Below are 22,721 nucleotides of genomic sequence, written 5' to 3' on the forward strand. Positions count from 1 at the left end.
CGGTCACGGCGGCGGACCGGCTCTGGCATGGCCCGTTGCCGGACCCAGCAGGGTCCGCCGGATCATTTCCGTCCGAACCTCCACCGACAGGTCGGAGCGCGGTAAACAGCTCAGCAGCGCGGCGGCATGGCGCGCCGCAACCATGGACGCCGCCGCGCACGGGTCCCCCGCCGTAATTCCGCGGTGGGCGTCCGCGGCTGCGAGCGCTGCCAGATCGGCTGCGGCCGCTGCACGGCTGGCCAGCACCGCAGACTGGGCCAAGAGGAGGACCAGCGCGGTGGCAAGCATAACCACAACCGCAAGCCCCAAGGCCAGCACCGTCCCCGAGCCGCGCTCCCTGCGCTCATCCGTTGGATGAGCCCGTTTCTTTACCGTCGGCATGCCACCTCCTGAACAGGTTTTCTTCCTCCAAGGCCCCTCCTGGGGGCTTTGTTGACTGCTGCCGGCGTTGCTTCCACGCCGCACGGACGCGGTGTCCGCCTGCCTTGGTGCAGCTCTCATCTTCCCGACCGTGCGGAACCCGATCATTACCCGGTGGGCAGTCAGGGGCCCGGCCAGGTCCCAGTGACGTCGGGCACCCCACGCTCGCTCTGTGCCGAGGCAGTGGCTGTAAGGGTCCACGGGATGATCCCGCCCAAGGTGCCACCCACCCGGTCCGTGACTTTTACTCCCAACCAGCCGCCCTGGGACGATACGGACGTTGACGCTGAGGGCCCAGCCAGGGCGGCTACTGTCCCGCGGACCGTGTCCGGTCCATCGCCGCGGGCCAGTGCGCGGGCCCCGGCCCTGGCGCCCGCCTCCAGCCGCAGCTGGGTAATTCCTGCCGCCGCACCCGCAAGCAACATGGACAGCAAGGCAACCACGGCCGGCAGCGTGACGGCGAACTCGGCCGTGACACTGCCCCCGGAGCGGTCCCTGCACCCGCCAACTGCAGCCCCGCGGACCATCACGGAAGCGCCAATGCCGTCCGGATCAGGTTCAGCAAAAAACCCCGGACTTCATCGCTGCGGAGAATGAACACCAGCAGGCCGGCGAAGCCGACGGCGGCCAGGGTGGCTATGGCGTACTCCGCTGTGGCCATTCCGGCCTGGGCAAAAGCATTGCCGCAGCGCTGTCGCATCCGGGCAGTGCGTAGCCGGGGACCACTCATCAGCGTGTGGCGTGTCAGGCTGGCACCCGGATACAGCTCCACCACATTCTCCGGAAGATCGGCCCGGGCCGGCTCCTCCCCGGAACCCCTGAAGAGCTTTCCGCGCCGTCTCTCCCTTGCTCCGGGCGGCGGGCCGCCATTGGCATCGGAAGCGTTGGAATGTGGGTGGCGATGGTTCATGGCCATGTGCTTTCCTTCCGTGTTGCCGGTCGGATGACCGGCTCCCATCGAGTCTTCAGGGGCAGGCGTGCTGCTGAAAGGAGGCAATCGGGCTAAGTGGATAACCTGCCGCGGCCCGACTCTGTGGAGGACGGGACAGCGGCGTCCGCTCAGGCACCGGATGGCAGCAGTGCCAGCAGCACCGGAACGACACCGAGGCAAATGAAGGCCGGCAGGGAGCACAACCCCAGCGGGAGAACAAGCTTGACGCCCAGGGTCGCGGCGCGTTTTTCCGCCGCCCGGAAGCGTTCCCGCCGCAGCCTGGCCGCCTGGGCATAGAGAATGGCCGACGACGGCGCCCCGGTCAGGGCGGCGAATCCGAGGGCCTCCTGCAGGTCCAGGATTCCTTGGGGCCGGACGCCCGTACTCCCCCATGCGGTCCCCCAGTCGGCGCCCATTGCAAGGGCTGCGACCACCGGGCGCAGGGCCTGGAAATACATCGGGTCTGCTGAGGCGGCCACCAGCTCAAGGGCGCGCCCGATCCCGGCTCCCGCTTCGAGCATGGCCGCCACCAGCTCCAGGATCATGGCTGTGTCCGCCAGCCCTTCGACGCCACCGGGGGGACCCCTGCGGCGCGCCCCGCTGTCCCCATCAACAGTTCCAGGTGGCGGCCAGTTCCGGATCCAACGCCTTGACCGCCCGTTTCCGGACACACCAATCCAGGCCGCTACTGCGAGCACGGCAAAAAGTGCCAGCGCGGGAGCTTCGCCACTCATGGCTGTCCAGCACCGGCGGCAGCCGCCACCAGCCGTGCGGACCATAGCCTTCCAGCGACGGTAAGGCCGAGGCCGGCAGCCAACGTACCCAGCCCCAACGGTGTCTGCAGGAGGACAGACAAGGGATCGACTCCCAGCGCCGAGCCAAGGCCAAGCCCCAGGACGGGGAGCCACGTGAGCAGGCTGACTGTGGCCTTTGGGCTGGCCAGCGCCGTGTGCCGTGCGGCTTCTGCGTCGTCTTCGGCTTCCAGTTGCGCCGCGAACCTGGTGAGGACGTCGGCCAGAGGACAGCCGCTCGCTTCGGCAATGTCCAGGCACGCAGCCAGGTTCCACCAGATCCGGGTTTCGCTCCCCTGCCGGGGAAACACCTTCGGCAGTGCCCGGCGGAGCGCCGCGGACACGGGCATGCCGTCCAAAGCCGCGGCATGCGCCGCAGCCACCATGGCTGTTGAGCCTGCCGACAAGTTCCCACGCCCCCGTCCGCCGCTGCTGTCCTGGACCTTGGACAGTTCGTCCCAGATGCGCGCGGGGGCGCGTCCTCCTTTCAGCAGGGCTGCCAGCTGCTGGACCAGCAAGGTCATGGACGGGGACTGCATCGACTGGCTGCGGCCCGGCGGCCACCGCAAGCCGGAGCCAACCCTGACCACCGGGCCTGGCGGGTATGCGGCAAGCCGGGGCCCGGTTTGCCGGACACGGCGGATCCTCGCCCTCGCTCCATTTGGCGGCCGCAGGGTCAGTGCTGCAGCAAGGAAGAGCAGGACGGCGAGGGCCAGTTCCATCACACGAACTCCTGATCCAGCTCCAGCCGTCCGGCGAGGACAGCCCATCCCGGGCCCCGCACCGTCCGGCCGCCTTCCAGCCGCAGGGCTGGCGTCACCATGAGTCCGGCCGGCCCTGCTCCGATGATCCCCACGCACGTCACTGCCCTCCCCAGGGCAGTCCGGTCAAGATGGATGACCACATCCAGGGCGCTGTTGGCCTGCAGCCGCACTCCTTCCGGGCTCAGCCCGGCCAGTGCTCCCAAGGCCGTGAGCCGGGCCGGGATGGCGGCCGCAGCGTTCGCGTGAATGGTCCCCCCAGCGCCGCTGTGCCCGGTATTCATCGCCGCCAGCAGGTCCCGGACTTCCGCCCCGCGGCACTCGCCCACCACCAGCCTGTCGGGGCGCATCCGAAGTGCCTGGCGCACCAGCTCGCCCAGATCAACCATGCCGCCGCCCTCAACGTTCCCGTGGCGCGACTCCAGGGACACAACGTGGGGATGCACGGGATTCAGCTCCGATGCATCTTCGATGAGCACCAGCCGCTCAGCCGGAGCGCAAAGCCCCAGCAGTGTGGCCAGCAGCGTGGTTTTGCCTGACCCGGTCGCGCCGCTGATGAGGAAGTTCAGCCGGTTCCGCACCACTGCCTCAAGTACGTCCTGCAGGAGCCCGTCAAACATGCCTGCCAGCCGTAGTTCAGCCATACTGAACACCCGCTCCCTGCGGATCCGGATACTGAGCAGCGTGCCGGCAGTGGACACGGGCGGCAGGACCGCGTGGATCCGGTAGCCGCCCGGCAGCCGCACATCCACGCAGGGTGAGCCGTCATCCAACCGCCTGCCACCAGCAGCCACCATCCGGCACGCCAGTGCCCGGACCTGCGCCTCTCCATCGAAGTACACCCGTACCCGTTCAACACCCTGCCCCCGATCCACCCAGACCGACCCGGGACCGTTCACAAAGATGTCGGTGACTGCGGGATCACGGGTCAGCTCCTGCAGCGGGCCCAGCCCGTTCAGCTCCGCGCTGATCCGTTCGACGGCGGCCAGCGCGCCGGCAGTTCCCAGCAACCTGCCGGTGGCCTGCACCGCCGCAGCCACACGGGATGGTGTGACAGCCCCGGGATCCGCCATGACGGAAGCACGGACCGATTCGAGCAGGCCGGAATCCACCGATGGACCGGCGTCCTGCCTGCCTGCAGAAGGAGTCCCGGCCCGGCGGCCGGTTATTCCGCCCGACCAGGCTCGGCGCGCCTGCACTGCATCGCGGTCGCCTCCCTCCTCCCCTCCCCAAGGCTCGGCCCGTTCCCTCACGGTCCTTCCTCACCGGGCAGGCCGTCGCCCAGGCCATCCAAAACCGCGGCCGTAAAGGCCCTGACGCGGCGACGCCTGCCCAGGCCCAGAAGCCGGCCCGACTCGGTTGCCGCAGCCACGCCGCGCACGTCCGGTAACCGGCCGTGCGCCGGGAGCCCCACGGCATCGGAGATCTGCAACGCGTCCAGGTCTGCCCCGCGCCGGCTCCGGATCAATAGCGAAGCCTCCACTGGTGGCAGTTCGTGAAGCAACCGGACAGCAGCCACGGCCGCTTTCAGCTGGGCCGGGACCACCACCATGATGCGGTCGCAGTCCCAGGCGAAAGTCCGCAACGGACCGGAGCCCCGGCCGATGTCCACCACCACCAATTCGTAGCCCCGGCGGGCCGCTTCCAAAACACCCGCCGTGGTTGCCGGTGGCACAGACACTGGTTGCTCCCGGCTGGCGGGCCAGGACAGGAACGCGAAACCTCCGCAGACGGGCAGCGCGTCCGCCAGTTGGGCGGAGTCGATGCTGCCGCGCGCCTCGGCAAGATCAGGCCAGCGGAGGCCCGGCGATTCCTCGGCCGCAAGGGCGAGTTCCAGCCCGCCACCCCACGGATCGCCATCCACCAGCAGCACCCTTGCCCCCAGGGCTGCTGCCGCCTGCGCAATCCAGATGGCGGCGGTGGTTGCCCCGGCCCCGCCGCAGCCTCCTGTCACCCCGAGGACCAAACCGCCGGGTCCCGGGGCCCGCGCCCGGCTGAGATGGCCGGCAAGCCAGGCGGCAGCATCCGGAAGGACGGCAACACGCTCGGCCCCCAAGGCCGCGGCCAGGTGCCAGAGGCTGTCGCCTTCCCCGTCCAGCCCGATGACGACGGCTGGCGCCCTGCGCCGCGGCGGCAGCGCCCTGATATCGCTTCCCACGAGTACCGAGTGCACCTGGTCCCAGTAGCGCGCGGCCTCTCCTGAATCCGCTGCGATCCGAAGATGGGCGCCCGCTGCTGCAGCGATCCGCTCCACTTCCGCCCGCAGAAAGCCGGATCCGGTGAAAAGCAGTACCTCCCCTGCTTCCCCGGGCAGCCACACACCCGCCGGCTCATCGCTGTCCTGTGGACGGGAGCGGGTCCGGCCCCGGAGGCTGGTCCCAAAAAATCCGGCCGAACCCGACGCTGCGGACCGTCGTGCGGCGGTCTCGGCAGGTTCGCCAGATCCAGCAGGTCCAGCGGGTGCCATCCGAACGTGGGCGCCGGACGCGTCAACGCTGCCGCCTGTGGTGGGAAGTTCCGAAGTCCCTGATCCCGGGTGGGGCGGACCCAACTGGTGCTTGCTCATGACTGCCACTTTCCACCGAAATGCACACACCCGGCAGGTGCCCCTGCCCCTATGTGGAAAACCCGCGCCGCAGCGCCGGCCACCCGCGCCCCAACCCGAGCCACCGATCAGGAACCCCCGCCGGACAGGGCACAATTGGAGCATGTACCTGCTGCTCGCCGCCCACCCCAACGGCGCGTCACTGCAGGAGCTCACCCAGGCAGGCGATCCACTGCCAGCCAATCCGGAACCGCAGCTGATCCCCGCAGCGGAACTGGCCGCCGTCGTCCGCGGCCTGGAAAACAACACACCGGGCGGGCAGGCGCCCCGCTGGATCTGGCACCGCACCCAGGACTGGTACCCGGCGCTTCTCGGTGCAGGGGTGGAGCTGGAACGCTGCTACGACTTGTCCTTGTGCGGCAACATCCTGGCTTTCTCGGAGTTCACCGCCCACACGGCGTATGCGAAAAGTGCCGACCGGACGCCCGCCGAGGACACCCTTCTCCCGCCCAAAGCGTTACTGCCGCCTCCTCCCCCGGCAGACCAGGGCGCCCTGTTCGAGGACCCCGGCACCAATGCCACGCCACGATTCACGCCTGATGAGCTGCGGCTGGAATACGCGGCCCAACAGGACACCCTGGCGCAGGCCGGCACGGAGGATAACCGGCGCAACCGGCTTTTCCTGCTGCTTGCTGCCGAATCCGCGGCGGCCATGATCGCCGCCGAAATGCAGCACGCGGGTGTTCCGTGGCGGGAGGACCTGCACGAGGATCTGCTGGCAGGCTACCTCGGCCCGCGCCCTGCCGCCGGCCGCCGCCCCGTAAAGCTCGAACAGCTGGCCGGCGAACTGCGCGGGCTGCTGAACGCTCCCGGTTTGAACCCCGATTCACCGCAGGAGCTGATGCGCGCCCTGCACCGCAGCGGCATCGAGGTCAAAAGCACCCGGCAATGGGAACTGAAGGAATCCAACCATCCCGCCATCGGCCCCTTGCTGGAATACAAAAAGCTTTCCCGGCTGCATTCGGCGAACGGCTGGGCCTGGCTGGACGCCTGGGTTGCCGGCGGCCGGTTCCGGCCCGAATACGTGGTGGGCGGTGTGGTGTCGGGCCGCTGGGCCTCACGGGGCGGCGGCGCCCTGCAGATTCCGCGCCAGGTCCGAGGCGCCGTCCACGCCAATCCGGGCCACAAGCTGATCGTTGCTGACGCCTCGCAGCTTGAACCCCGGGTCCTGGTGGCCCTGGCCCAGGACACGGTGATGGCCGAGGCCGCCCGGGACCAGGACCTGTATGCCGGGATCGCGGCCAAGGGTTTCGGCGGCGACCGCGCCAAAGCCAAAATGGCCCTGCTGGGGGCCATGTACGGGGCCACCTCCGGGGAGGCCGGCCGGCTGATGCCGCAGCTCGCCCGGACGTATCCGCGCGCTGTGGACTTTGTGGAACGCGCCGCCCGTTCAGGTGAAGCGGGCGGAACCGTCACCACCCGGCTGGGCCGAAGCAGCCCGCCACCATCTCCCCTGTGGTACCGGAGCCAGCAGTCCACCACCGCCGAGGAACAGCGCCGCGCCGAGTCCATTGCCCGTTCACGAGGGCGGTTCACCCGGAATTTTGTGGTCCAGGGCTCCGCCGCGGATTGGGCGGCGTGCTGGCTCGCGGAATTACGACGGCGGCTGCGCACCATCCGGGCGGACGGTGCGGCCGGGGCGGAACTCGTCTTTTTCCTGCACGACGAAGTGATGGTCCACGCACCGGAAGCGGCGGTGGGGGCGTGCATCCAGGCCATCGAGGACGCCGCCAGCGCCGCCAAGGAGCTGCTGTTCGGCCGGATTCCGGTGGAATTTCCGGTCAGCGTAGCCGTGGTGGACTCCTACGACAACGCCAAGTAGTCAACACGCGCCGGATGCTACGGAACCCGGAGTAACCTACCGGGCGGTAGCTCGACGGGCACTGTGACGCCCACTACAGTTTGTACTGGCGACTGATGCAGACCGGTGCTGCGATGACGTATGCAATGACGCACACAGGAGGTCCGGTCGATGGCTGGCAGATTCGAAATTCACCGGGTTGGCGACAACTCGTACAGGCTGCGGCTCACCGACGCAGAGGGCAATACGGTGGCCGTCTCACCGAACTTCAAGTCCCTGGCTACGCTCCGGGACGGCGTCAAGGCCATGCGGGAAAATGCAGCCACCGGAATTGTGGTGGACCTGCGCCAGCAGCAGGCCTGACCGGTACCGGAACAAGCCGGCCGGGGAACCAGCCGTCACCCGTCCATCGGGTGCAGCCGGTCATGGTCCCACGGGACGGCCCAGCCAAGCTGGTCAAAGAGCCCGCTCAGGACAATGCCGGTGAAACCCCACACCACCACCCCGTTAACCACAAACGCCGGGCTGTCGAAGGTCCGGCCTGCACGGTGCACGGTGGCCATGGCGCGGTTGTCCGGGTCCAGCAGGTCGCGCACCGGTACCCGGAAAACCTGGGCTGACTCGCCGTAGTCAACGACGTGCACGGGCGAGGGTGCCTGCCACCAGCCCAGCACGGGCGTCACCAGGAAGTTGCTGTACGCCAGTCCGAGCTGCTGCAGGGTACCCAGCACTTCGACGCCGTCCGGGTCCAGTCCCGTTTCCTCCTCGGCTTCCCGCAGTGCCGCCGCCACCGCTGATTCCCCCGCGTCCAGGCCGCCGCCGGGGAAGGCAACCTGCCCCGGATGGGAGCCCAGGGTGTGGGCCCGCTCCAGCAACAGCACATCGAGGTCTGCCGGCGCCAAGGGCTTGCCGGATACGGCCGGAACATCGTCCAACTGTCCGAACAGCATCAGCACCGCGGCTTCGCGGGCGGTCTGCGCATCAACTGTCAGTGCAGCCCACCGCGGATCCGGTGCGGGGTTTGTGCCGCCGGCAACCCGCCTGGCAAGATCCATCAGGTCGTTGCGGGCGCTCAAGGGTTCCTTCTCTGGGATTCCATCCGGATTTCGGCAGCATTGCCCGTCTCCGCCAGCAACCGTTCCAGCAGTGCCTCACTGCCGGGCGCCAGCTCATATTTCAGGAGCTTGGCTGCCTTGACCGGATCCATCTCGCCCAGGCCGTAACTGGGGCACCAGTTGGCGACCGGGCAGGCCCCGCAGGCAGGCTTCCGGGAGTGGCAGACGCGGCGGCCGTGGAACACCACGCGGTGGGACAGCATGGTCCAGTCCTTGGGTTCGAAGAGCTCCGCCACGTCCGATTCGATCCGCACAGGATCCTCGGACTGCGTCCACCCGAACCGCCGGGACAGCCGGCCGAAGTGCGTGTCCACCGTGATCCCCGGAACACCGAACGCGTTGCCCAACACCACGTTTGCCGTCTTCCGGCCCACCCCGGGGAGGGTCACCAACGCATCAAGGCGGCCGGGGACCACGCCGTCGTATTCGTCCACCAGCCGGGTGGCAAGGGCCAGGAGGTTCCGTGCCTTGGCCCGGAAGAATCCGGTGGGCTTGATGATGGCTTCAAGCTCTTCGGCTTCGGCCTCCGCCATGGCCTGGGGGTCCGGGAACCGGTTAAAGAGCAGCGGCGTGATCTGGTTGACCATCACGTCGGTGGTTTGCGCGGACAGCACGGTGGCCACCAGCAGCTCAAACGGATTGCGGAAGTCGAGTTCGGCATGGGCGTACGGATACTTCTCCGCCAGTGCCCTGTTGATGCGCCGCGCCCGCCGTTTCAGGGCAAGCACCGACTCGGACGAAACCACCGGCATCCCGGTGGCTTGCCCTGCGGCTGGCGGAACCGCCGCCGGTGTTTTCGCAACCCGGGGCGCGGCCATGGAAGTTAGCCGCGCTCGATGTTGCTGAGGTCGCGAAGGATACCCAGCCGGCCGTCGGTGTGCTGGACCAGGAACTCGTTCCCTCGGTCCTCCAGGGCCAGGACCCAGCCGCCGGGTTCGATCACAAATGCCGGTTCGCCGGAACGGGGATCGAACGCGGTGCGGTGCTGGGCCACGGCGAACCAGAAGGCCTCGTGGGCAGGCTGGTCGTCCTGCTCTTCGGGCCGGTTCGCGGGATCCACGGTGGCGCCGATGGGCTCATCGCGGCGGACCTGCTGATGCACTGCGGTGGCTGCCGGCGGCTCCGTGCGCTGCCCGGCCGGGTCCCCGGGGGCGGACGAACCGGCGGCGGCCGGCGTGCTGGCCGGAAGTACGCCGGTGGCGGGGGCCGCGGACGCGTTGGCGGCAGCAGAACCGTGATGGTGGGGTTCGTCTGCGGTGGCAGCTGCGGGGCGGACGACGTCGGCGGCCTGGGTCGCGGGTCCTGAGTCACCGGAGGTGCGTCCGGCCTGCGCGGCGGTACCGGATGCGGAGGGGACGGATGCGGCGGATCCCGCTGCTGCGGCGGACGAGGCGCCGATGCTGCCGGCAGTTGCACCGGTGGAGGCAGCGGGCGCAGCGGGCGCGGCGGCACCGGCCGCAGCCGCCGCGGCAGGACCATTGCTGGATCCGGCAGCCGGTACAGCGGACGAACCCGAGCCGGACCCACCAAACACTTTTCCACCCAGGCCCGGCGTGGTGGAACCGGCCGGGGTGGCGCCTGCGGTGGTCGAACCGGTGCCCGTTTTGGTGACGGCCTCAGGCTTCGGGGCCTTGGGGGTGCGGGGCTTCTGAACCGGCACGGCGGCCTCGCGGGCCACCACGTGGGCGGGCGCTTCGGCGCGGCCCTTGAAGTCAGCGGAGATGTACGGCAGGAACCGGCCCAGCACCGTGGCGGCAAAAAGGATCAAGGCGCCGATCAGGCCCACAAGGAACACCGGGGCGTAGCTGCTGGCTGCGGCCAGGAAGAAGAAGGCCACCGCAAAGGAGGCCACCACGGATGCGAACTGGTCGATGGACAGCGAGCCCACCCGGATCCTGGTGGTTGGCGCCAACCGGCGGGAGGCGAAAAGCGCGCTGACGCCCAGCGGAAGGACGATGCCCAGGCCCAGGAAAAAGAGGTTGTTCAGGTTCCACAGGTTCAAGCCGCCGAATATTGGCAGCAGTGAGGCGACGAACATGACCAGCGTGGCAGCAAAGACAGCGAGGTCCCGGACGGTGAACGGACCCGTCACTGCCTGGTTGGCGTCCTTGCCGGCCACCGGGTTGACCGTACCGGACGGGTTTCCGGTCTGCCCACCGGGCGCTGCGCTGCCCGCTGGACCTGCGCCGGGCCCTGCTTTCGTCTCGGGGCCGGTCTTTTGGCCGAAGCTCTGCTGGTTCATTTGTCTCTCCTTAGCGTGGCGGCGCCAGGGTCCGGGGGAACCCAGATGGCGCCGTCGTGGCAGCGGATCCGCAGCGGCGGGCCCTGGCAGGGCCCCGCCGAAGCGCACTGCAGTAAAGTCACGATTCCATCTCAGCCTAGCCAACAGCCCACCTGTTCACTAGCTGGCCACGCGCCGCCACGGATGCCAAAAAAATTCGCCGCCAACACCATTCACCGCTTAATGGCTGCCGCTCGCGGGCCGGGCTGTGACACGGCACACAGGGCCCGGCATCAAGCATTACGCTTGATTCCGGAACAGCTCTTTGCGGGATGCCCGTGACTGGCCCGTGCCCAGTGCCGCGCAACGGCCGGACCCGGCCTGCCCGGTGTCCCGCGCAGCAAAGATCGATGAATGATGAGGTTCACATGTCCCAGGACACTCCAAGCTCCACGGCCACCGCTCCGGCAGGCCAGCAACAGGGCGATGCTTTCGAAAACCTGCTGCACGAGACCCGCACCTTCCCGCCCAGCCCGGAGTTCGCCGCCGGCGCCGTGGTCTCCGCGCAGGAATACGAGGATGCCGCAGCGGACCGGCCCGCGTTCTGGGCCAGGAAGGCCCGTGAACTGCTCACCTGGGACAAGGACTTCACCGAGGCCCTGGACTGGTCCAACCCGCCGTTCGCGAAGTGGTTCGTGGGAGGCGAAGTCAACGCCGCCTACAACGCGCTGGACCGGCACGTGGAAAACGGCCTGGGCGATCGCGTTGCCATCTATTTTGAGGGCGAACCCGGCGACACCCGCACCTACACCTACGCGCAGCTCACCGAGGAAGTAAAGAAGGCCGCCAACGCCTTCGAGTCCCTGGGTGTGGCCAAGGGCGACAGGGTGGCCGTGTACCTCCCCATGATCCCGGAAGCCGTCATCACCCTGCTGGCCTGCGCCCGGATCGGGGCCGTCCACTCGGTGGTGTTCGGCGGCTTCTCGGCGGATGCGCTCCGCTCCCGGATCGATGACGCCGAAGCAAAACTGGTGGTCACCGCGGACGGCACGTACCGCCGCGGCAAGCCCAGCGCCTTGAAGACGGCAGTGGACCAGGCCCTCGCCGCCGATGGCCACACCGTGCAGAACGTGGTGGTGGTCAAGCGCAACGGCCAGGACGTGGACTGGCACGAAGGCCGGGACCAGTGGTGGGCGGACACCGTGGAAACGGCATCCACCGAGCACACCGCGGTGGGCCATGATTCCGAGCACCCGCTGTTTATCCTTTACACCTCCGGCACCACGGGCAAGCCCAAAGGCATCCTCCACACCACCGGCGGCTACCTGACCCAGACCGCCTACACGCACCGGGCGGTGTTCGACCTGCATCCGGAAACGGACGTGTACTGGTGCACGGCCGACGTCGGCTGGGTCACCGGGCATTCCTATGTCGCCTACGCCCCGCTCATCAACGGCGCCACGCAGGTGATGTATGAAGGCACCCCCGATTCCCCGCACCAGGGCCGCTGGTGGGAAATCGTGGAGAAGTACAAGGTCTCCATCCTCTACACGGCGCCCACGGCCATCCGCACGTTCATGAAGTGGGGCCGGGACATCCCGGACAAGTACGACTTGTCTTCCCTCCGGCTCCTGGGGTCCGTGGGGGAATCCATCAACCCCGAGGCATGGATGTGGTACCGGAAGGTCATCGGCGGGGACCGGACCCCCATCGTGGATACCTGGTGGCAGACCGAGACGGGCGCCCAGATGATCGCCCCGCTCCCGGGAGTCACGGCCGCGAAGCCCGGCTCCGCCCAGGTTCCGCTGCCCGGCATCGCCGTGGACGTGGTGGACGAGATGGGCCAGTCGGTCCCGAACGGACACGGCGGCTTCCTGGTGATCCGCGAACCCTGGCCGGCCATGCTGCGTGGCATCTGGGGCGACCCCGAACGCTTCAAGGAAACCTACTGGTCCCGTTTCGAGACCATGTACTTCGCCGGGGACGGCGCCAAAAAGGACGAGGACGGCGACATCTGGCTCCTGGGCCGCGTGGATGACGTCATGAACGTCTCCGGCCACCGGCTTTCCACTACCGAGATCGAATCTGCCCTGGTCTCGCACCCCGCTGTTGCCGAGGCAGCCGTGGTGGGTGCCGCTGACGAGACCACAGGCCAGGCCGTTGTTGCGTTTGTCATCCTCCGCGGGGATGCCGTGGACGACGGCGACGCCACGGTCCAGGAGTTGCGGAACCACGTGGGCAAGGAAATCGGTCCGATCGCCAAACCGAAGAACATCCTGGTGGTCCCGGAGCTGCCCAAAACCCGCTCCGGAAAAATCATGCGGCGACTCCTCAAGGACGTTGCCGAAGGCCGCGACCCGGGGGACGCCACCACCCTGGCGGACAACACGGTGATGCAGCAGATCGCAGCTTCACTCAAAAAGTAACACCCGCAGCATGGCGCCGGCGGGCCGCCACAGCGGCCCCTTGATCCCCGTCAGGACGGCGATCAAGGGGCCGCTGCCTTTTGTGACGATTCAAAAATTTCCCGACGCCAAAGTGTTATTTCCCGTGCTTCCATGTTCGCTTTTGAGAGGTTATAGTCAGGTCGTGTGAGGTGTCTCACACACGGCTATTTTTCAAGGGAGAGAACATGGCTTCAAAGTTTGATGCGTCGGCGGCTGCTTTTCCCAGCAGGCGGACCATCCTCAAAACGGTCGGGGTCGGTGCAGCCGGACTTGCCGGTATCCCGTTCCTGGCAGCATGCACCGGCGGCAGCGGCCCCTCCGCATCGGGCAGCAGCTCCTCCGGTTTGACGTTCGGCTCCGGCTCCTCGGACGATGTGCCCAAGCGGGCCTACCAGGCCGTCGCCGACGCCTTCACGGCCAAGAACAGCAAGGCCGTCACCATCAACACCGTGCCGCACAACGATTTCCAGAACAAGATCAACTCCTACCTGCAGGGTTCCCCGGACGACACGTTCACCTGGTTCGCCGGCTACCGCATGCAGTACTACGCCGAAAAGGGCCTGCTGGCCCCCATCGATGATGTTTGGGAGAGTGTCGGGGCCAACTACTCCGACGCCCTGAAGAAGGCCTCCACCGGACCTGACGGCAAGATGTACTTCATCCCCAACTACAACTACCCGTGGGGGTTCTTCTATCGGAAGAGCCTCTGGACCGAGAAGGGCTACGAGGTCCCCGAGACCTTTGATGCACTCAAGGCGCTGGCCACCAAAATGAAGGCGGACGGGATCATTCCCATCGGCTTCGCTGACAAGGACGGCTGGCCCGCCATGGGCACGTTCGACTACATGAACATGCGGCTCAACGGCTACCAGTTCCATGTGGACCTCTGTGCCCACAAGGAATCCTGGGACCAGCCCAAGGTCAGCTCCGTCTTCGAAACGTGGGCCGAACTGCTCCCCTTCCAGGATCCGGCAGCACTGGGCCAGACCTGGCAGGACGCCGCCAAGGCCCTGGAAGCCAAAAAGACGGGAATGTACCTGCTGGGCTCCTTCGTGACCCAGCAGTTCACCGACCCGGCTGTCCTGGCCGACATCGATTTCTTCGCGTTCCCGGAGATCGCCATGGAAGGCCGCGACGCCGTCGAAGCCCCCATCGACGGTTTGCTGCTGTCCAAGAAGGGCGGCGAGAACCAGACCGCCCGCGACTTCATGGCGTTCCTCGGCACCGCCGAGGCCCAGGACGCCTACGCCGCCGTGGATGCGTCCAACATCGCCACCGCCAAGGGCACGGATACGTCCAAGTTCTCGCCGCTGAACAAAAAATGCGCCGACACCATCGCCGATGCGAAGTACATCAGCCAGTTTTTTGACCGGGATGCCCTCCCGGCCATGGCGAACAACGTGATGATCCCTGCCCTGCAGGCCTTCATCAAAGACGGTTCCATGGACGTCAAGAACCTCGAGGCCCAGGCCAAGACCCTCTACGCCGCCCAGTAGTTCCACCGCCGGCAACCGGGTCCGGTTGCCGGCGTGCACCTGACAGACAGAGGGAAGACTTCCATGAGCACCACAGCACGAGAACTGATTCCGCCGGAATCCCGGGAGCCGTCCGGGGCTCCTGCACGCAGGACCAAAAGCGGGCGCGTCCGCCGGCTCTCCACCCGGGACAAAGTGGTCCTGTCCCTGATGGTGGGCATCCCCACCCTGATCGAACTGATGCTGGTGTGGCTGCCCATGCTGATGTCCGTGGGGCTGAGCTTCACCCGCTGGAACGGCCTGGACCTGGGCAATATCCGGCCCGCCGGCGTCGACAACTACCAATACATCACCCAGGACTACCCGCCGTTCTGGCCGGCAGTCCAGCACAACCTGCTGTGGCTGTGCTTCCTGGCGCTGGTGGCCACCCCGCTGGGCCTGCTCCTGGCTGTCCTCCTGGACCAGAACATCCGCGGCAGCAAGATCTACCAAAGCATCTTCTTCGCCCCCGTCATGCTGTCGCTGGCCCTGATCGGCATCATCTGGCAGCTCTTCTACCAGCGGGACAACGGGCTGCTGAACTTCCTGCTCGGAACGGCCGGCACCCCGCAGGCAGTGGACTGGTTCGGGGATTCATCGGTGAACATCTGGGCCGCCATGATCGCCGCCACCTGGCGCCACGCCGGCTACGTGATGCTCCTGTACCTGGCCGGGCTCAAAGGCGTGGACCCCAGCCTCAAGGAAGCCGCCTCCATTGACGGCGCCAACGCGTACCAGACGTTCTTCCGCGTGGTGTTCCCCGCCATGCGCCCCATCAACATCGTCATTGTGGTCATCACCATCATCGAATCGCTGCGCGCGTTCGACGTGGTCTACGTGATCAACCGCGGCACCAACGGCCTGGAAATGCTCAGCGCGCTGGTAATCCAGAACCTGGTGGGTGAAGGCCAGGTGATCGGCGTGGGCTCTGCATTGGCAGTGGTTCTCCTGGTCATCTCCCTCGTCCCCATCGTTTTCTACCTCAGCCGCACCTTCGGCAAGGAGAGCAAAGAATGAGCACCACCGCAACCCGCGCCACCACGCGCCAGGGCGCTGCCGGCCGGTCCGGCAACCGGGCCAAACGCCACTACGGAACGCACATCTTCCTGACGGTCCTGGCCATCATGTGGCTGGTTCCGCTGGGCTGGTCCGTTTTCACCGCCCTCCGGCCGGTGGCCTCCACCAACGAGCACGGCTACTTCAGCCTGGCCGGAGCCTTCAACTTCGACAACTTCATCCAGGCCTGGACCCAGGGCGGCTTCTCCACCTACTTCCTGAACTCGGTGATCATCACCGTTCCGGCCGTGCTGCTGACGCTCTTCTTCGCCTCGCTCATGGCGTTCGCCGTCAGCCGGGTCAGCTGGAAGTTCAACATCACGCTGCTCATCATGTTCACCGCCGGCAACCTGCTCCCGCCGCAGGTCCTGGCAGCGCCGTTGTTCGAAATGGCCAAACATTTCGAGGTGCCGTATTCGTTCAGCGATTCGGGCAACATGCTCAACACCTACATTGTGGTGATTGCCGTCAACACTGCGGTCCAGATGGGGTTCTGCACCTTTGTGCTGTCCAACTACATGAAGGCCCTGTCCGCCGACCTTACCGAGGCTGCCCTGGTGGACGGTGCCGGCATCTGGCGACAGTACCGCGAAATCATCATGCCGCTTTGCCGGCCTGCGTTCGCCGCCCTGGGCACCCTGCAGGTCATCTTTATCTACAACGACTACTTCTGGCCGCTGCTGTTCATCCAAAGCGGCAATCGGCTCCCGATCACCACGGCCATCAACAACCTGCAGGGCCAGTTCCTGAACAACTACAACCTGCTGGCCGCCGGCGCCGTTATCACCGTCATCCCCACGCTGGTGATCTACCTCGTGCTCCAGCGGCACTTTGTTGCGGGGCTGACTCTCGGTTCCAGCAAGGGGTAGACCAAGATGGAAGGTAACGGGGAAAGCACTTCCCCACCCGCAGCCCGAAAGGAACCCCATGCTCCCCGCAGCACGCCACCAGGCCATCGTGGACGCCGTCCAGCGAGAACGGGTGGTCCGCGTGTCCGATCTCGCCCAGCAGCTGGGCGTCTCGCTCATGACGGTCCGGCGGGACATCGAGGTGCTGGAAGACGTCGGGAAACTGGAGCGGATCCACGGCGGCGCAAAGCTTCCGGGGGATGCCAGTACCCATGAGCCGGGGTTCGAGCTCAAGTCCACCCAGCTGACAGCGGAAAAACGGGCCATTGCCGTGGAGGCTGCCGGGCTGGTCCATGAGGGAATGGCGGTGGGACTTAGCGCCGGGACCACCACGTGGGCGCTGGCCAAGGAACTGGCCGGCGGGCCCAGGATCACCGTGGTGACCAACTCGGTGCGCATCGCGGACCTGTTCCACCACTCCGCGGCAGCGGGCCCGGCCCGTTACGCCTCCACGGTGATTCTGATCGGAGGCGAGCGGACGCCGTCGGACGCCCTGGTGGGGCCCATCGCCACCGGGGCGCTGAAACAGCTGCACCTGGACATCCTGTTCCTTGGCGTCCACGGTATGGACCCCGACGCGGGCTTCACCACGCCCAACCTGCTGGAGGCCGAAACGGACCGCGCATTTGTGGCGGCCTCCCGCAAGGTGGTGGTCGTGGCCGACCACACCAAGTGGGGCACCCAGGGCATGAGCACCATCGCCGGCCTGGAGGAAGCGGATGAAATCATCAGCGATCCAGGGCTCGGCACGGAAGCCCGGCGCGTGCTGCAGGAAAAAGTGGGCCGGCTGCGGCTCGCCGGCTCAGGCAGCGCTGCCAAGGCGGGATGAGATCGCGGAGCCCAGGAGCAGGACCCTGAACGTCCGTTCGGTGGCTTCCTGCAGGAGGGCAGCGCCCTCGGCAACAGCCCTGTCCAGGTCCATGGGAATGGGAATGATCCCGGCAATCGCGTCGATGCCTGCCGCATGGACGTCGGTGGCGTTCCTGCCGATCGAACCGGCAAAAGCGAGAACGGGGACGCCTGCGCGTTGCGCGCGCTTGGCCACTTCCGCGGGCACCTTTCCCCGTGGTGTCTGAAAGTCGATGGCCCCCTCTGCGGTAACCACCAGGTCCGCGGCAGCGATGCCCGCGTCCAGGTCAACCCCGGCCAGCCCGGAATCCAGCAACAGGTCAAAACGGGGCACCAGCCGGGCACCCACAGCGGCGAGGCCGGCACCCAGCCCGCCGGAGGCGCCCGTACCCGGCCCGGTCCGCAGGTACTCCTCGGAAACCCCCGTGGTCCGGGACAACAGGGCGGCCCAGCGGTCCAGCCCGGCGGACAGCACTTCAACCTGCTCCGGCCCGGCACCCTTCTGGGGCCCAAACACCCGGGCCACTCCCCCGGGCCCGCACAAAACGTTGTAGGGGTTCAGGGCAAGTTCCATCGTGCACCCGGCCAGCCGCGGATCCAGGCCGGAGAGGTCCAGGACTTCTGCGCCGGTCAGGGCCGCACCGCCCTCGGCGATCTCCGCGCCGTCCGCACCCAGGATCCTGGCGCCCAGGGCACGCAGGGCACCGGCGCCGCCGTCGGACGTTCCCGAGTCCCCGCAGCCCACCACGATCCGTTCGGCGCCCTGGTCGAGTGCGGCAAGAATCAGCTCCCCCACCCCCCGCGTTGTGGTGGTCCCTGGATCGCGGAGATCGGCGGGAACCAGCCGCAGGCCGGCGGCTGCTGCCATTTCCACCACTGCCGTGGGTCGGTCCGATCCGCCCAGGACTGCGAAATACGATTCGACGGCGGCGCCCACCGGTCCGGTGACCCTGGCCCGGATGATCTTGCCGCCGGTGGCATCGGCCAGCGCTGCCGCTGTGCCTTCACCGCCGTCGGCCATGGGAATGGCGGTGATGTGGACTCCGGGGATAACGCGCCTGATGCCGGCGGAAATGGCCGCGGCAACTTCAACGGCATCAAGGCTTTCCTTGAAACCGGACGGGGCAACCAGGATTCGCTGGGGAACTGACATAACCATGAGGGCACCTTTACCTAGGGTTGTGCGGGAGTGAACAGCGGCAGGCCCAGGAGGGGCCACACTGTAAAGCTGAAGAGAATAACGACGGCGGCGCTCACGGGGGCCAGCCACGCTGACAGCCGGAGGAGGTCGGCCGGGTCGTAGTTCGGTTCACCGTTGGTTTCGGCGAAGATCGCCACCGGCTTGGCGGAACTGGTGAGGGTGTGGCAGAACCCGGCGGCGGCGGTGGAGGCGAATGCTGCCGCCATTGGTTCCACCCCCATCGGCCCTGCAGCGGCGATCACAATGGGGATCAGCACCGCAGACCGGGCGGACCGGGATTGGATCACCAGGTGCGCGGCAGTGGAAATCAGCACCACTGCGACCACAAAAACGTACGGCTTGGCCGCGCCGAGGAACGCTACCGGCCCCAGGGTGGACTGCGCCAGCCAGTGGGCGGCGCCGGACGTCACCAGGGCGGACCCCAGCGCCAACGTGGCAGCCATGAACAGCAGCATGGACCACGGCACCTTTTTCAGGGCCGCTCCCAATTTCACGGAACCATAGCGGGGCGAGCTGACTACCAGGGCACCCATCAGCGCCACCAGGGCAGGGTCCAATCCGTGGATGGGTTCGGTGCACCACAGCGTCACCACGGCGGCCAGCAGGAACAGCGAACGTTGCTCGTCGATGTCCAGTGGCCCGGTGATCCGGGTCCCGGTCCCGGTGCCGGTGCCGGTGCCGTGCTGCAGGGTGTCCGTGCTGATGTCCAGGCGCAGGGCACGGTCCGCGGGGCCGGTGAAGAGCCGGAGCACCAGTTCAGTGGCCAGGAAGGAGGCGGCCAGGGCCAACGGCAGGCCCAGCAGCAGCCAGGACGCGAAATCGAAACCCTGGAACCCGGCAGACTGCAGCACCTGGCTGGTGATCAGGTGGGCTCCCGCGCCGAGGAACGAGGCCACTGCCGAGAGCAGGATGACGGTGGGAAACAGGATCGCCAGCATCCGCACCACCCGGGGCCGGTCCTTCAGGGCGGCCCGGAGGGACAGGAAGATGGGCAGCGCAAGCGCCGCGCGGCCTGAGGTGGCGGGGATGGCAAACGCCGTGACCACCAGGCCCAGGCTGGACAGGTAGGCCAACTGCCGGACGGAACGTGCGCCGGAAACAATGAACGCAGCGCCGCGGGCTGCCAATCCGGTGGCGGCCACAGCACCTGCAATCACGAACGCGGCCATCAGGAGCCAGATGGAGTCCTCGCCGAGCGCATCGAACAGGCTCTGGGCAGGCAGGGTGCCGCTGATGACCAGCGCCACGGCTGCACCCAAGGCAACGTAGGTGTCCTCCACTAGGGAGAAGATCCAGAACCAGACGGCGGCAACGAAGATGCTAAGCGTTGCAGCTGCCGGGACGCCCAGGCCCCATCCGTTGGCGGCGTTGACCGCGAGCGCACCCATGCAGGCCAGCGCGGCGGCCAGGGCGATCAGCGCCGGGGCGCCAAGGAAGCCGAAAGGCTTGCTGCCCTTGTCCTTCCCGGGAGGCCGGGGTGCCGTGCGCGGTTCGGCTGCGTAATAGACCTCGCTCACAGCAACCGGTATCCCGCGCCGCGTACCGTTTCCAGCCGCGCCGCACCCACTTTGCCGCGCAGGGCGCGGACGTAGACGTCCACCACGTTCGACGCCGGATCGAAATCCATGTCCCAGGCATGCGAAATCAGCTGCTCGCGGGTGAGGACCTGGCCAGGGTGGCGGAGGAAGACTTCCAGCAGGGAAAACTCCCGGGCGGTCAGGTCAGCGACGTCGTCGCCGCAGTGGACCCGCCGGCTGCGGAGGTCCAGGACCATGTCGCCGTGCGTCAGGGTCAGGACCGGGACGGGATCGTTGTCATCCTGGAGGCGCAGCCGGATCCGGGCCAGGAGTTCGGCGAACTGGAACGGTTTGGTCATGTAGTCGTTGGCGCCGCTTTCCAGCCCGTAGACGGTGTCCGCCACCGAGTCGCTGGCCGTCAGGACGATTACCGGCGTGCGGGAGCCTTCGCTGCGGAGCCGTTCGAGGACTTCGAAGCCGCTCAGGGTGGGCAGCCCGATATCGAGGATGAGCATGTCGAACTCCCCGGACCGGGCCAGCAGCAGGGCGCTGGCTCCATCATCAACGGTGAGGCACGTGTATGAAGCTGCCCGCAGGCCACGTTCGATGAAGTCTGAAATCCGCCGGTCGTCCTCGGCAATCAGGATCTTGCGCATGCGGCCTGCTCCTCGTTGTTGTGGCGTGTTTCCTGGTCTTCGGTAACTCCGGTGCCGTCCGGGGCCGGGATGCTGATCCCGAAGGTGGCCCCTTCGCCCTGCGTGCTGCGGAGCCATGCGGTTCCGTGGTGCGCCTCGGCGATGCTCCGGACAATGGCAAGTCCCAGCCCTGCGCCGGGTCGGGCCCTGTCCGTCTGGTGGGCGGCGTGCCCGCGGTGGAACCGGCCGAAGATGCGGGCGGCCTCTTCGGCGTCGACGCCCTTGCCCTGGTCTGCAACCCAAACGGTGAAGAGGCGTCCGCTGCCTTCGCCTTCGAACCGGGAGCCCAGGCTGACCACGGAGCCGGCCGGGGAGTACTGGCACGCGTTGGTGGCCAGTTGGAGCACGGCCTGGGTGATCCGCTGGGCGTCCAGCAGCACCGGCCCCTCGGCGATCTCCAGGATGGGCCAGCCCCGGTCCCCCAGGACCTGCGCTTTGGCTTCGATGTCCAGGAGGAGGGTGGCGGTTTCGCGGCGCCGCAGCTGGATAAAGCCGGGCCGGTCCACTTTGGCCAGCAGCAGGAGGTCGGACACGATCCGGCCCATGCGGGCCAGTTCATCGTCCACCAGCGCCAGGGTCCGTTGCCGGTCCACGGCGTTGTCCTCCATCAGCTCCAGGTGGCCGCGGATCACGGTGATGGGTGTGCGGAGCTCGTGGGACGCGTCATCCACAAATGCACGCTGCGTCCGGTAGGCCGTTTCCAGCCGGTCCAGCATCGTGTTGAAGGTGACGGCGAGCGCTGCAATATCGTCCTTGCCGTGGACCGGGACCCTTGCGGTGAGGTCCGTCTCGGAAATGTCGTCCGCCACCCTCCGGACTTCACGGACCGGGGACAGGATCTGCCCGGCCACCAGCCAGGCACTGCCGGCGGTGACCAGCAGGCCACCCAGGGAAACGAAGAAGATGGTGAAGATGGTGCCGCTGACTTCAGCCTGGCGCGGGGCCATGTAGTCGCCCACAATGAGGTAGCCCGTGTCGGCGCCCGAGGTGACAGGCAGCCTGGCCCAATGCAGCTCACCGCCGGCGGTCTGCTCGATGCCGGACGCTGCGGTGCCGGAACGGATGCGGTCCAGCATGGTCTGGTCCTGCGGTAGTCTGTGTCCGCCGGGCGGGGACGCCAGTGCCCCTGTGGGGGTGTAAAGGATGCGCTGGCCCACGCTGCCCAGAATGACCTCATTCCGGCCGGCCGCCTGGCGGCTGAGGTAGGTTTCCAGCATCTTCTCAATCGAGGAGAACGGTTTCGCGGTGGTGGGATCCACCCCTTCTTTGGCGAACGCCCGGAATTCCTGAAGTTCCTGGCTGATCTCCTGGTGCGCCTGCGCCTGGGCGCCGTTCAGCAGGAGCGACCTGATGGTCAGCAGCACCGCAAGGAGGGTCAGCGCGGTGGTCAGAAGGATCCAAGCGGCAATCCGCCAGCGGGCCGGAATGCTGGAACCCTGCCGGTCCCGGCCGGCACTTCCGCGGGGTTTCCGGCTTGGCTGCGCCGGTGCCGGCGCCTCTGTCGGTTCGCCCACAATCGTCATCAGTCGTCCCCCACGTCGTCATCGTCATCGTCATCGATCACTACCGGCGGGACCACCGGCACGGGCTGGGGTGGCACGGCCGGCGCCTCGGGCGCAGCCGGCACGGGAGGCTCCGGAGCCGGCGGTGCGGGTGCCTGCGGAGGCGCCGGATCAGGTGTGGGCGTGGGCTCCAGGCCAGGGGCCGGCTTGCCGTCCGGACCGGCCCCCATTTCCACCGTCCTGCTGTCCACTTGGGGCGGACCGGCCGGGGCCGCCAGCATGGTGCCGGCCACTGCCAGGAGCGCGGGGACAAGCAGTACCGCCACCATCAGAAGCACGCGTCGAATCATTTGCATGCGTTTATCGTTGCAGGGGCGTATGAGGCCA

At 67.5% G+C, this 22,721-nt stretch carries 22 protein-coding genes; 7 read left to right on the top strand and 15 right to left on the bottom strand.

The features are described from left to right. Positions 1-3: 3 nt before the first annotated feature. The 7 genes from ACU18_RS02605 to ssd all read right to left on the bottom strand — a co-directional run bounded on the left by ACU18_RS02605 (position 4) and on the right by ssd (position 5,469). Complete coding sequence (locus ACU18_RS02605) at positions 4-381, bottom strand: Rv3654c family TadE-like protein (protein ID WP_050683988.1); 378 nt, start codon at positions 379-381, stop codon at positions 4-6. 161 nt (positions 382-542) lie between these two features. Then, positions 543-947: a TadE family type IV pilus minor pilin gene (locus ACU18_RS02610; RefSeq protein ID WP_050683989.1), complete on the bottom strand. Its 405-nt coding sequence runs from the start codon at positions 945-947 to the stop codon at positions 543-545. Further along, on the bottom strand, positions 947-1,336 hold the full coding sequence (locus ACU18_RS19515) for a DUF4244 domain-containing protein (protein WP_050683990.1): 390 nt from the start codon (positions 1,334-1,336) through the stop codon (positions 947-949). Before ACU18_RS19515 ends, ACU18_RS02610 begins: the two co-directional genes overlap by 1 nt. Before the next feature lie 143 nt (positions 1,337-1,479). After that, the gene (locus ACU18_RS02620) at positions 1,480-2,085 is read right to left on the bottom strand and encodes a type II secretion system F family protein (RefSeq protein WP_050683991.1); all 606 of its coding nucleotides are present in this window, start codon (positions 2,083-2,085) and stop codon (positions 1,480-1,482) included. After that, positions 2,082-2,864: a type II secretion system F family protein gene (locus tag ACU18_RS02625; protein WP_050683992.1), complete on the bottom strand. Its 783-nt coding sequence runs from the start codon at positions 2,862-2,864 to the stop codon at positions 2,082-2,084. Before ACU18_RS02625 ends, ACU18_RS02620 begins: the two co-directional genes overlap by 4 nt. Continuing rightward, positions 2,864-4,072, bottom strand: coding sequence for a TadA family conjugal transfer-associated ATPase (locus ACU18_RS02630; protein ID WP_050684030.1), 1,209 nt, complete (start codon positions 4,070-4,072; stop codon positions 2,864-2,866). Before ACU18_RS02630 ends, ACU18_RS02625 begins: the two co-directional genes overlap by 1 nt. Positions 4,073-4,152: 80 nt before the next feature. Beyond that, complete coding sequence (gene ssd / locus ACU18_RS02635) at positions 4,153-5,469, bottom strand: septum site-determining protein Ssd (RefSeq protein WP_331456809.1); 1,317 nt, start codon at positions 5,467-5,469, stop codon at positions 4,153-4,155. A gap of 142 nt (positions 5,470-5,611) precedes the next feature. Between ssd and ACU18_RS02640 the strand changes: the two genes are divergently transcribed. Together ACU18_RS02640 and ACU18_RS02645 are read left to right on the top strand one after the other, a co-directional pair. Next, positions 5,612-7,330, top strand: coding sequence for a bifunctional 3'-5' exonuclease/DNA polymerase (locus ACU18_RS02640; RefSeq protein WP_050683993.1), 1,719 nt, complete (start codon positions 5,612-5,614; stop codon positions 7,328-7,330). A 150-nt stretch (positions 7,331-7,480) separates the two neighbouring features. Beyond that, positions 7,481-7,672: a YegP family protein gene (locus tag ACU18_RS02645; protein ID WP_050683994.1), complete on the top strand. Its 192-nt coding sequence runs from the start codon at positions 7,481-7,483 to the stop codon at positions 7,670-7,672. Between the two features lie 35 nt (positions 7,673-7,707). Here the strand turns inward: ACU18_RS02645 and ACU18_RS02650 are convergent, their stop codons facing one another. The 3 genes from ACU18_RS02650 to ACU18_RS02660 form a co-directional block, all read right to left on the bottom strand. Beyond that, positions 7,708-8,385 (bottom strand): NUDIX hydrolase, encoded by a 678-nt coding sequence (locus ACU18_RS02650; RefSeq protein WP_050683995.1) that lies wholly within the window; start codon positions 8,383-8,385, stop codon positions 7,708-7,710. Continuing rightward, the gene (nth, locus tag ACU18_RS02655; protein ID WP_050683996.1) at positions 8,382-9,176 is read right to left on the bottom strand and encodes an endonuclease III; all 795 of its coding nucleotides are present in this window, start codon (positions 9,174-9,176) and stop codon (positions 8,382-8,384) included. The genes ACU18_RS02650 and nth overlap by 4 nt, the downstream gene beginning before the upstream one ends. A gap of 71 nt (positions 9,177-9,247) precedes the next feature. Beyond that, entirely contained in the window at positions 9,248-10,666 is a 1,419-nt protein-coding gene (locus ACU18_RS02660; protein ID WP_050683997.1) for a hypothetical protein, read from the bottom strand. 407 nt (positions 10,667-11,073) lie between these two features. Between ACU18_RS02660 and acs the strand changes: the two genes are divergently transcribed. From acs to ACU18_RS02685, 5 genes are all read left to right on the top strand, one after another. Further along, positions 11,074-13,071: an acetate--CoA ligase gene (gene acs / locus ACU18_RS02665; RefSeq protein ID WP_050683998.1), complete on the top strand. Its 1,998-nt coding sequence runs from the start codon at positions 11,074-11,076 to the stop codon at positions 13,069-13,071. A 206-nt stretch (positions 13,072-13,277) separates the two neighbouring features. After that, complete coding sequence (locus tag ACU18_RS02670; protein WP_050683999.1) at positions 13,278-14,588, top strand: ABC transporter substrate-binding protein; 1,311 nt, start codon at positions 13,278-13,280, stop codon at positions 14,586-14,588. 63 nt (positions 14,589-14,651) lie between these two features. After that, positions 14,652-15,623, top strand: a complete 972-nt coding sequence (locus ACU18_RS02675; protein ID WP_050684000.1) for a carbohydrate ABC transporter permease — start codon at positions 14,652-14,654, stop codon at positions 15,621-15,623. Next, positions 15,620-16,531 carry a carbohydrate ABC transporter permease gene (locus tag ACU18_RS02680; RefSeq protein WP_050684001.1) on the top strand — a complete coding sequence of 304 codons (912 nt, stop codon included), beginning with the start codon at positions 15,620-15,622 and terminating at the stop codon, positions 16,529-16,531. The genes ACU18_RS02675 and ACU18_RS02680 overlap by 4 nt, the downstream gene beginning before the upstream one ends. Before the next feature lie 58 nt (positions 16,532-16,589). After that, positions 16,590-17,399, top strand: a complete 810-nt coding sequence (locus ACU18_RS02685; RefSeq protein ID WP_050684002.1) for a DeoR/GlpR family DNA-binding transcription regulator — start codon at positions 16,590-16,592, stop codon at positions 17,397-17,399. On the opposite strand, the gene ACU18_RS02690 is transcribed toward ACU18_RS02685, so the two are convergent. From ACU18_RS02690 to ACU18_RS02710, 5 genes are read right to left on the bottom strand one after another with little or no spacing between them, the layout of a single operon-like run. After that, positions 17,373-18,572, bottom strand: a complete 1,200-nt coding sequence (locus ACU18_RS02690; RefSeq protein WP_231685991.1) for a glycerate kinase family protein — start codon at positions 18,570-18,572, stop codon at positions 17,373-17,375. The two genes, ACU18_RS02685 and ACU18_RS02690, sit on opposite strands and share 27 nt — an antisense overlap. Positions 18,573-18,592: 20 nt before the next feature. Next, entirely contained in the window at positions 18,593-20,137 is a 1,545-nt protein-coding gene (locus tag ACU18_RS02695; protein ID WP_231685992.1) for an SLC13 family permease, read from the bottom strand. Beyond that, positions 20,134-20,793 (bottom strand): response regulator transcription factor, encoded by a 660-nt coding sequence (locus ACU18_RS02700; protein ID WP_050684004.1) that lies wholly within the window; start codon positions 20,791-20,793, stop codon positions 20,134-20,136. Before ACU18_RS02700 ends, ACU18_RS02695 begins: the two co-directional genes overlap by 4 nt. After that, positions 20,778-22,355 (bottom strand): sensor histidine kinase, encoded by a 1,578-nt coding sequence (locus ACU18_RS02705; RefSeq protein ID WP_082178146.1) that lies wholly within the window; start codon positions 22,353-22,355, stop codon positions 20,778-20,780. The genes ACU18_RS02700 and ACU18_RS02705 overlap by 16 nt, the downstream gene beginning before the upstream one ends. Then, positions 22,355-22,690, bottom strand: a complete 336-nt coding sequence (locus tag ACU18_RS02710) for a hypothetical protein (protein WP_157370877.1) — start codon at positions 22,688-22,690, stop codon at positions 22,355-22,357. The genes ACU18_RS02705 and ACU18_RS02710 overlap by 1 nt, the downstream gene beginning before the upstream one ends. Positions 22,691-22,721 lie beyond the last annotated feature (31 nt).

Source organism: Arthrobacter sp. ZBG10, assembly GCF_001238605.1.
Classification (GTDB): domain Bacteria; phylum Actinomycetota; class Actinomycetes; order Actinomycetales; family Micrococcaceae; genus Arthrobacter.

What these genes read in the sequence shown, in the direction of transcription:
- ACU18_RS02605 (WP_050683988.1), bottom strand. Translation starts at nt 381, where the DNA reads ATGCCGACGGTAAAGAAACGGGCTCATCCAACGGATGAGCGCAGGGAG.
- ACU18_RS02610 (WP_050683989.1), bottom strand. Translation starts at nt 947, where the DNA reads ATGGTCCGCGGGGCTGCAGTTGGCGGGTGCAGGGACCGCTCCGGGGGC.
- ACU18_RS19515 (WP_050683990.1), bottom strand. Translation starts at nt 1,336, where the DNA reads ATGGCCATGAACCATCGCCACCCACATTCCAACGCTTCCGATGCCAAT.
- ACU18_RS02620 (WP_050683991.1), bottom strand. Translation starts at nt 2,085, where the DNA reads ATGAGTGGCGAAGCTCCCGCGCTGGCACTTTTTGCCGTGCTCGCAGTA.
- ACU18_RS02625 (WP_050683992.1), bottom strand. Translation starts at nt 2,864, where the DNA reads ATGGAACTGGCCCTCGCCGTCCTGCTCTTCCTTGCTGCAGCACTGACC.
- ssd (WP_331456809.1), bottom strand. Translation starts at nt 5,469, where the DNA reads ATGAGCAAGCACCAGTTGGGTCCGCCCCACCCGGGATCAGGGACTTCG.
- ACU18_RS02640 (WP_050683993.1), top strand. Translation starts at nt 5,612, where the DNA reads ATGTACCTGCTGCTCGCCGCCCACCCCAACGGCGCGTCACTGCAGGAG.
- ACU18_RS02645 (WP_050683994.1), top strand. Translation starts at nt 7,481, where the DNA reads ATGGCTGGCAGATTCGAAATTCACCGGGTTGGCGACAACTCGTACAGG.
- nth (WP_050683996.1), bottom strand. Translation starts at nt 9,176, where the DNA reads ATGCCGGTGGTTTCGTCCGAGTCGGTGCTTGCCCTGAAACGGCGGGCG.
- ACU18_RS02660 (WP_050683997.1), bottom strand. Translation starts at nt 10,666, where the DNA reads ATGAACCAGCAGAGCTTCGGCCAAAAGACCGGCCCCGAGACGAAAGCA.
- acs (WP_050683998.1), top strand. Translation starts at nt 11,074, where the DNA reads ATGTCCCAGGACACTCCAAGCTCCACGGCCACCGCTCCGGCAGGCCAG.
- ACU18_RS02670 (WP_050683999.1), top strand. Translation starts at nt 13,278, where the DNA reads ATGGCTTCAAAGTTTGATGCGTCGGCGGCTGCTTTTCCCAGCAGGCGG.
- ACU18_RS02675 (WP_050684000.1), top strand. Translation starts at nt 14,652, where the DNA reads ATGAGCACCACAGCACGAGAACTGATTCCGCCGGAATCCCGGGAGCCG.
- ACU18_RS02680 (WP_050684001.1), top strand. Translation starts at nt 15,620, where the DNA reads ATGAGCACCACCGCAACCCGCGCCACCACGCGCCAGGGCGCTGCCGGC.
- ACU18_RS02685 (WP_050684002.1), top strand. Translation starts at nt 16,590, where the DNA reads ATGCTCCCCGCAGCACGCCACCAGGCCATCGTGGACGCCGTCCAGCGA.
- ACU18_RS02690 (WP_231685991.1), bottom strand. Translation starts at nt 18,572, where the DNA reads ATGTCAGTTCCCCAGCGAATCCTGGTTGCCCCGTCCGGTTTCAAGGAA.
- ACU18_RS02700 (WP_050684004.1), bottom strand. Translation starts at nt 20,793, where the DNA reads ATGCGCAAGATCCTGATTGCCGAGGACGACCGGCGGATTTCAGACTTC.
- ACU18_RS02705 (WP_082178146.1), bottom strand. Translation starts at nt 22,355, where the DNA reads ATGACGATTGTGGGCGAACCGACAGAGGCGCCGGCACCGGCGCAGCCA.
- ACU18_RS02710 (WP_157370877.1), bottom strand. Translation starts at nt 22,690, where the DNA reads ATGCAAATGATTCGACGCGTGCTTCTGATGGTGGCGGTACTGCTTGTC.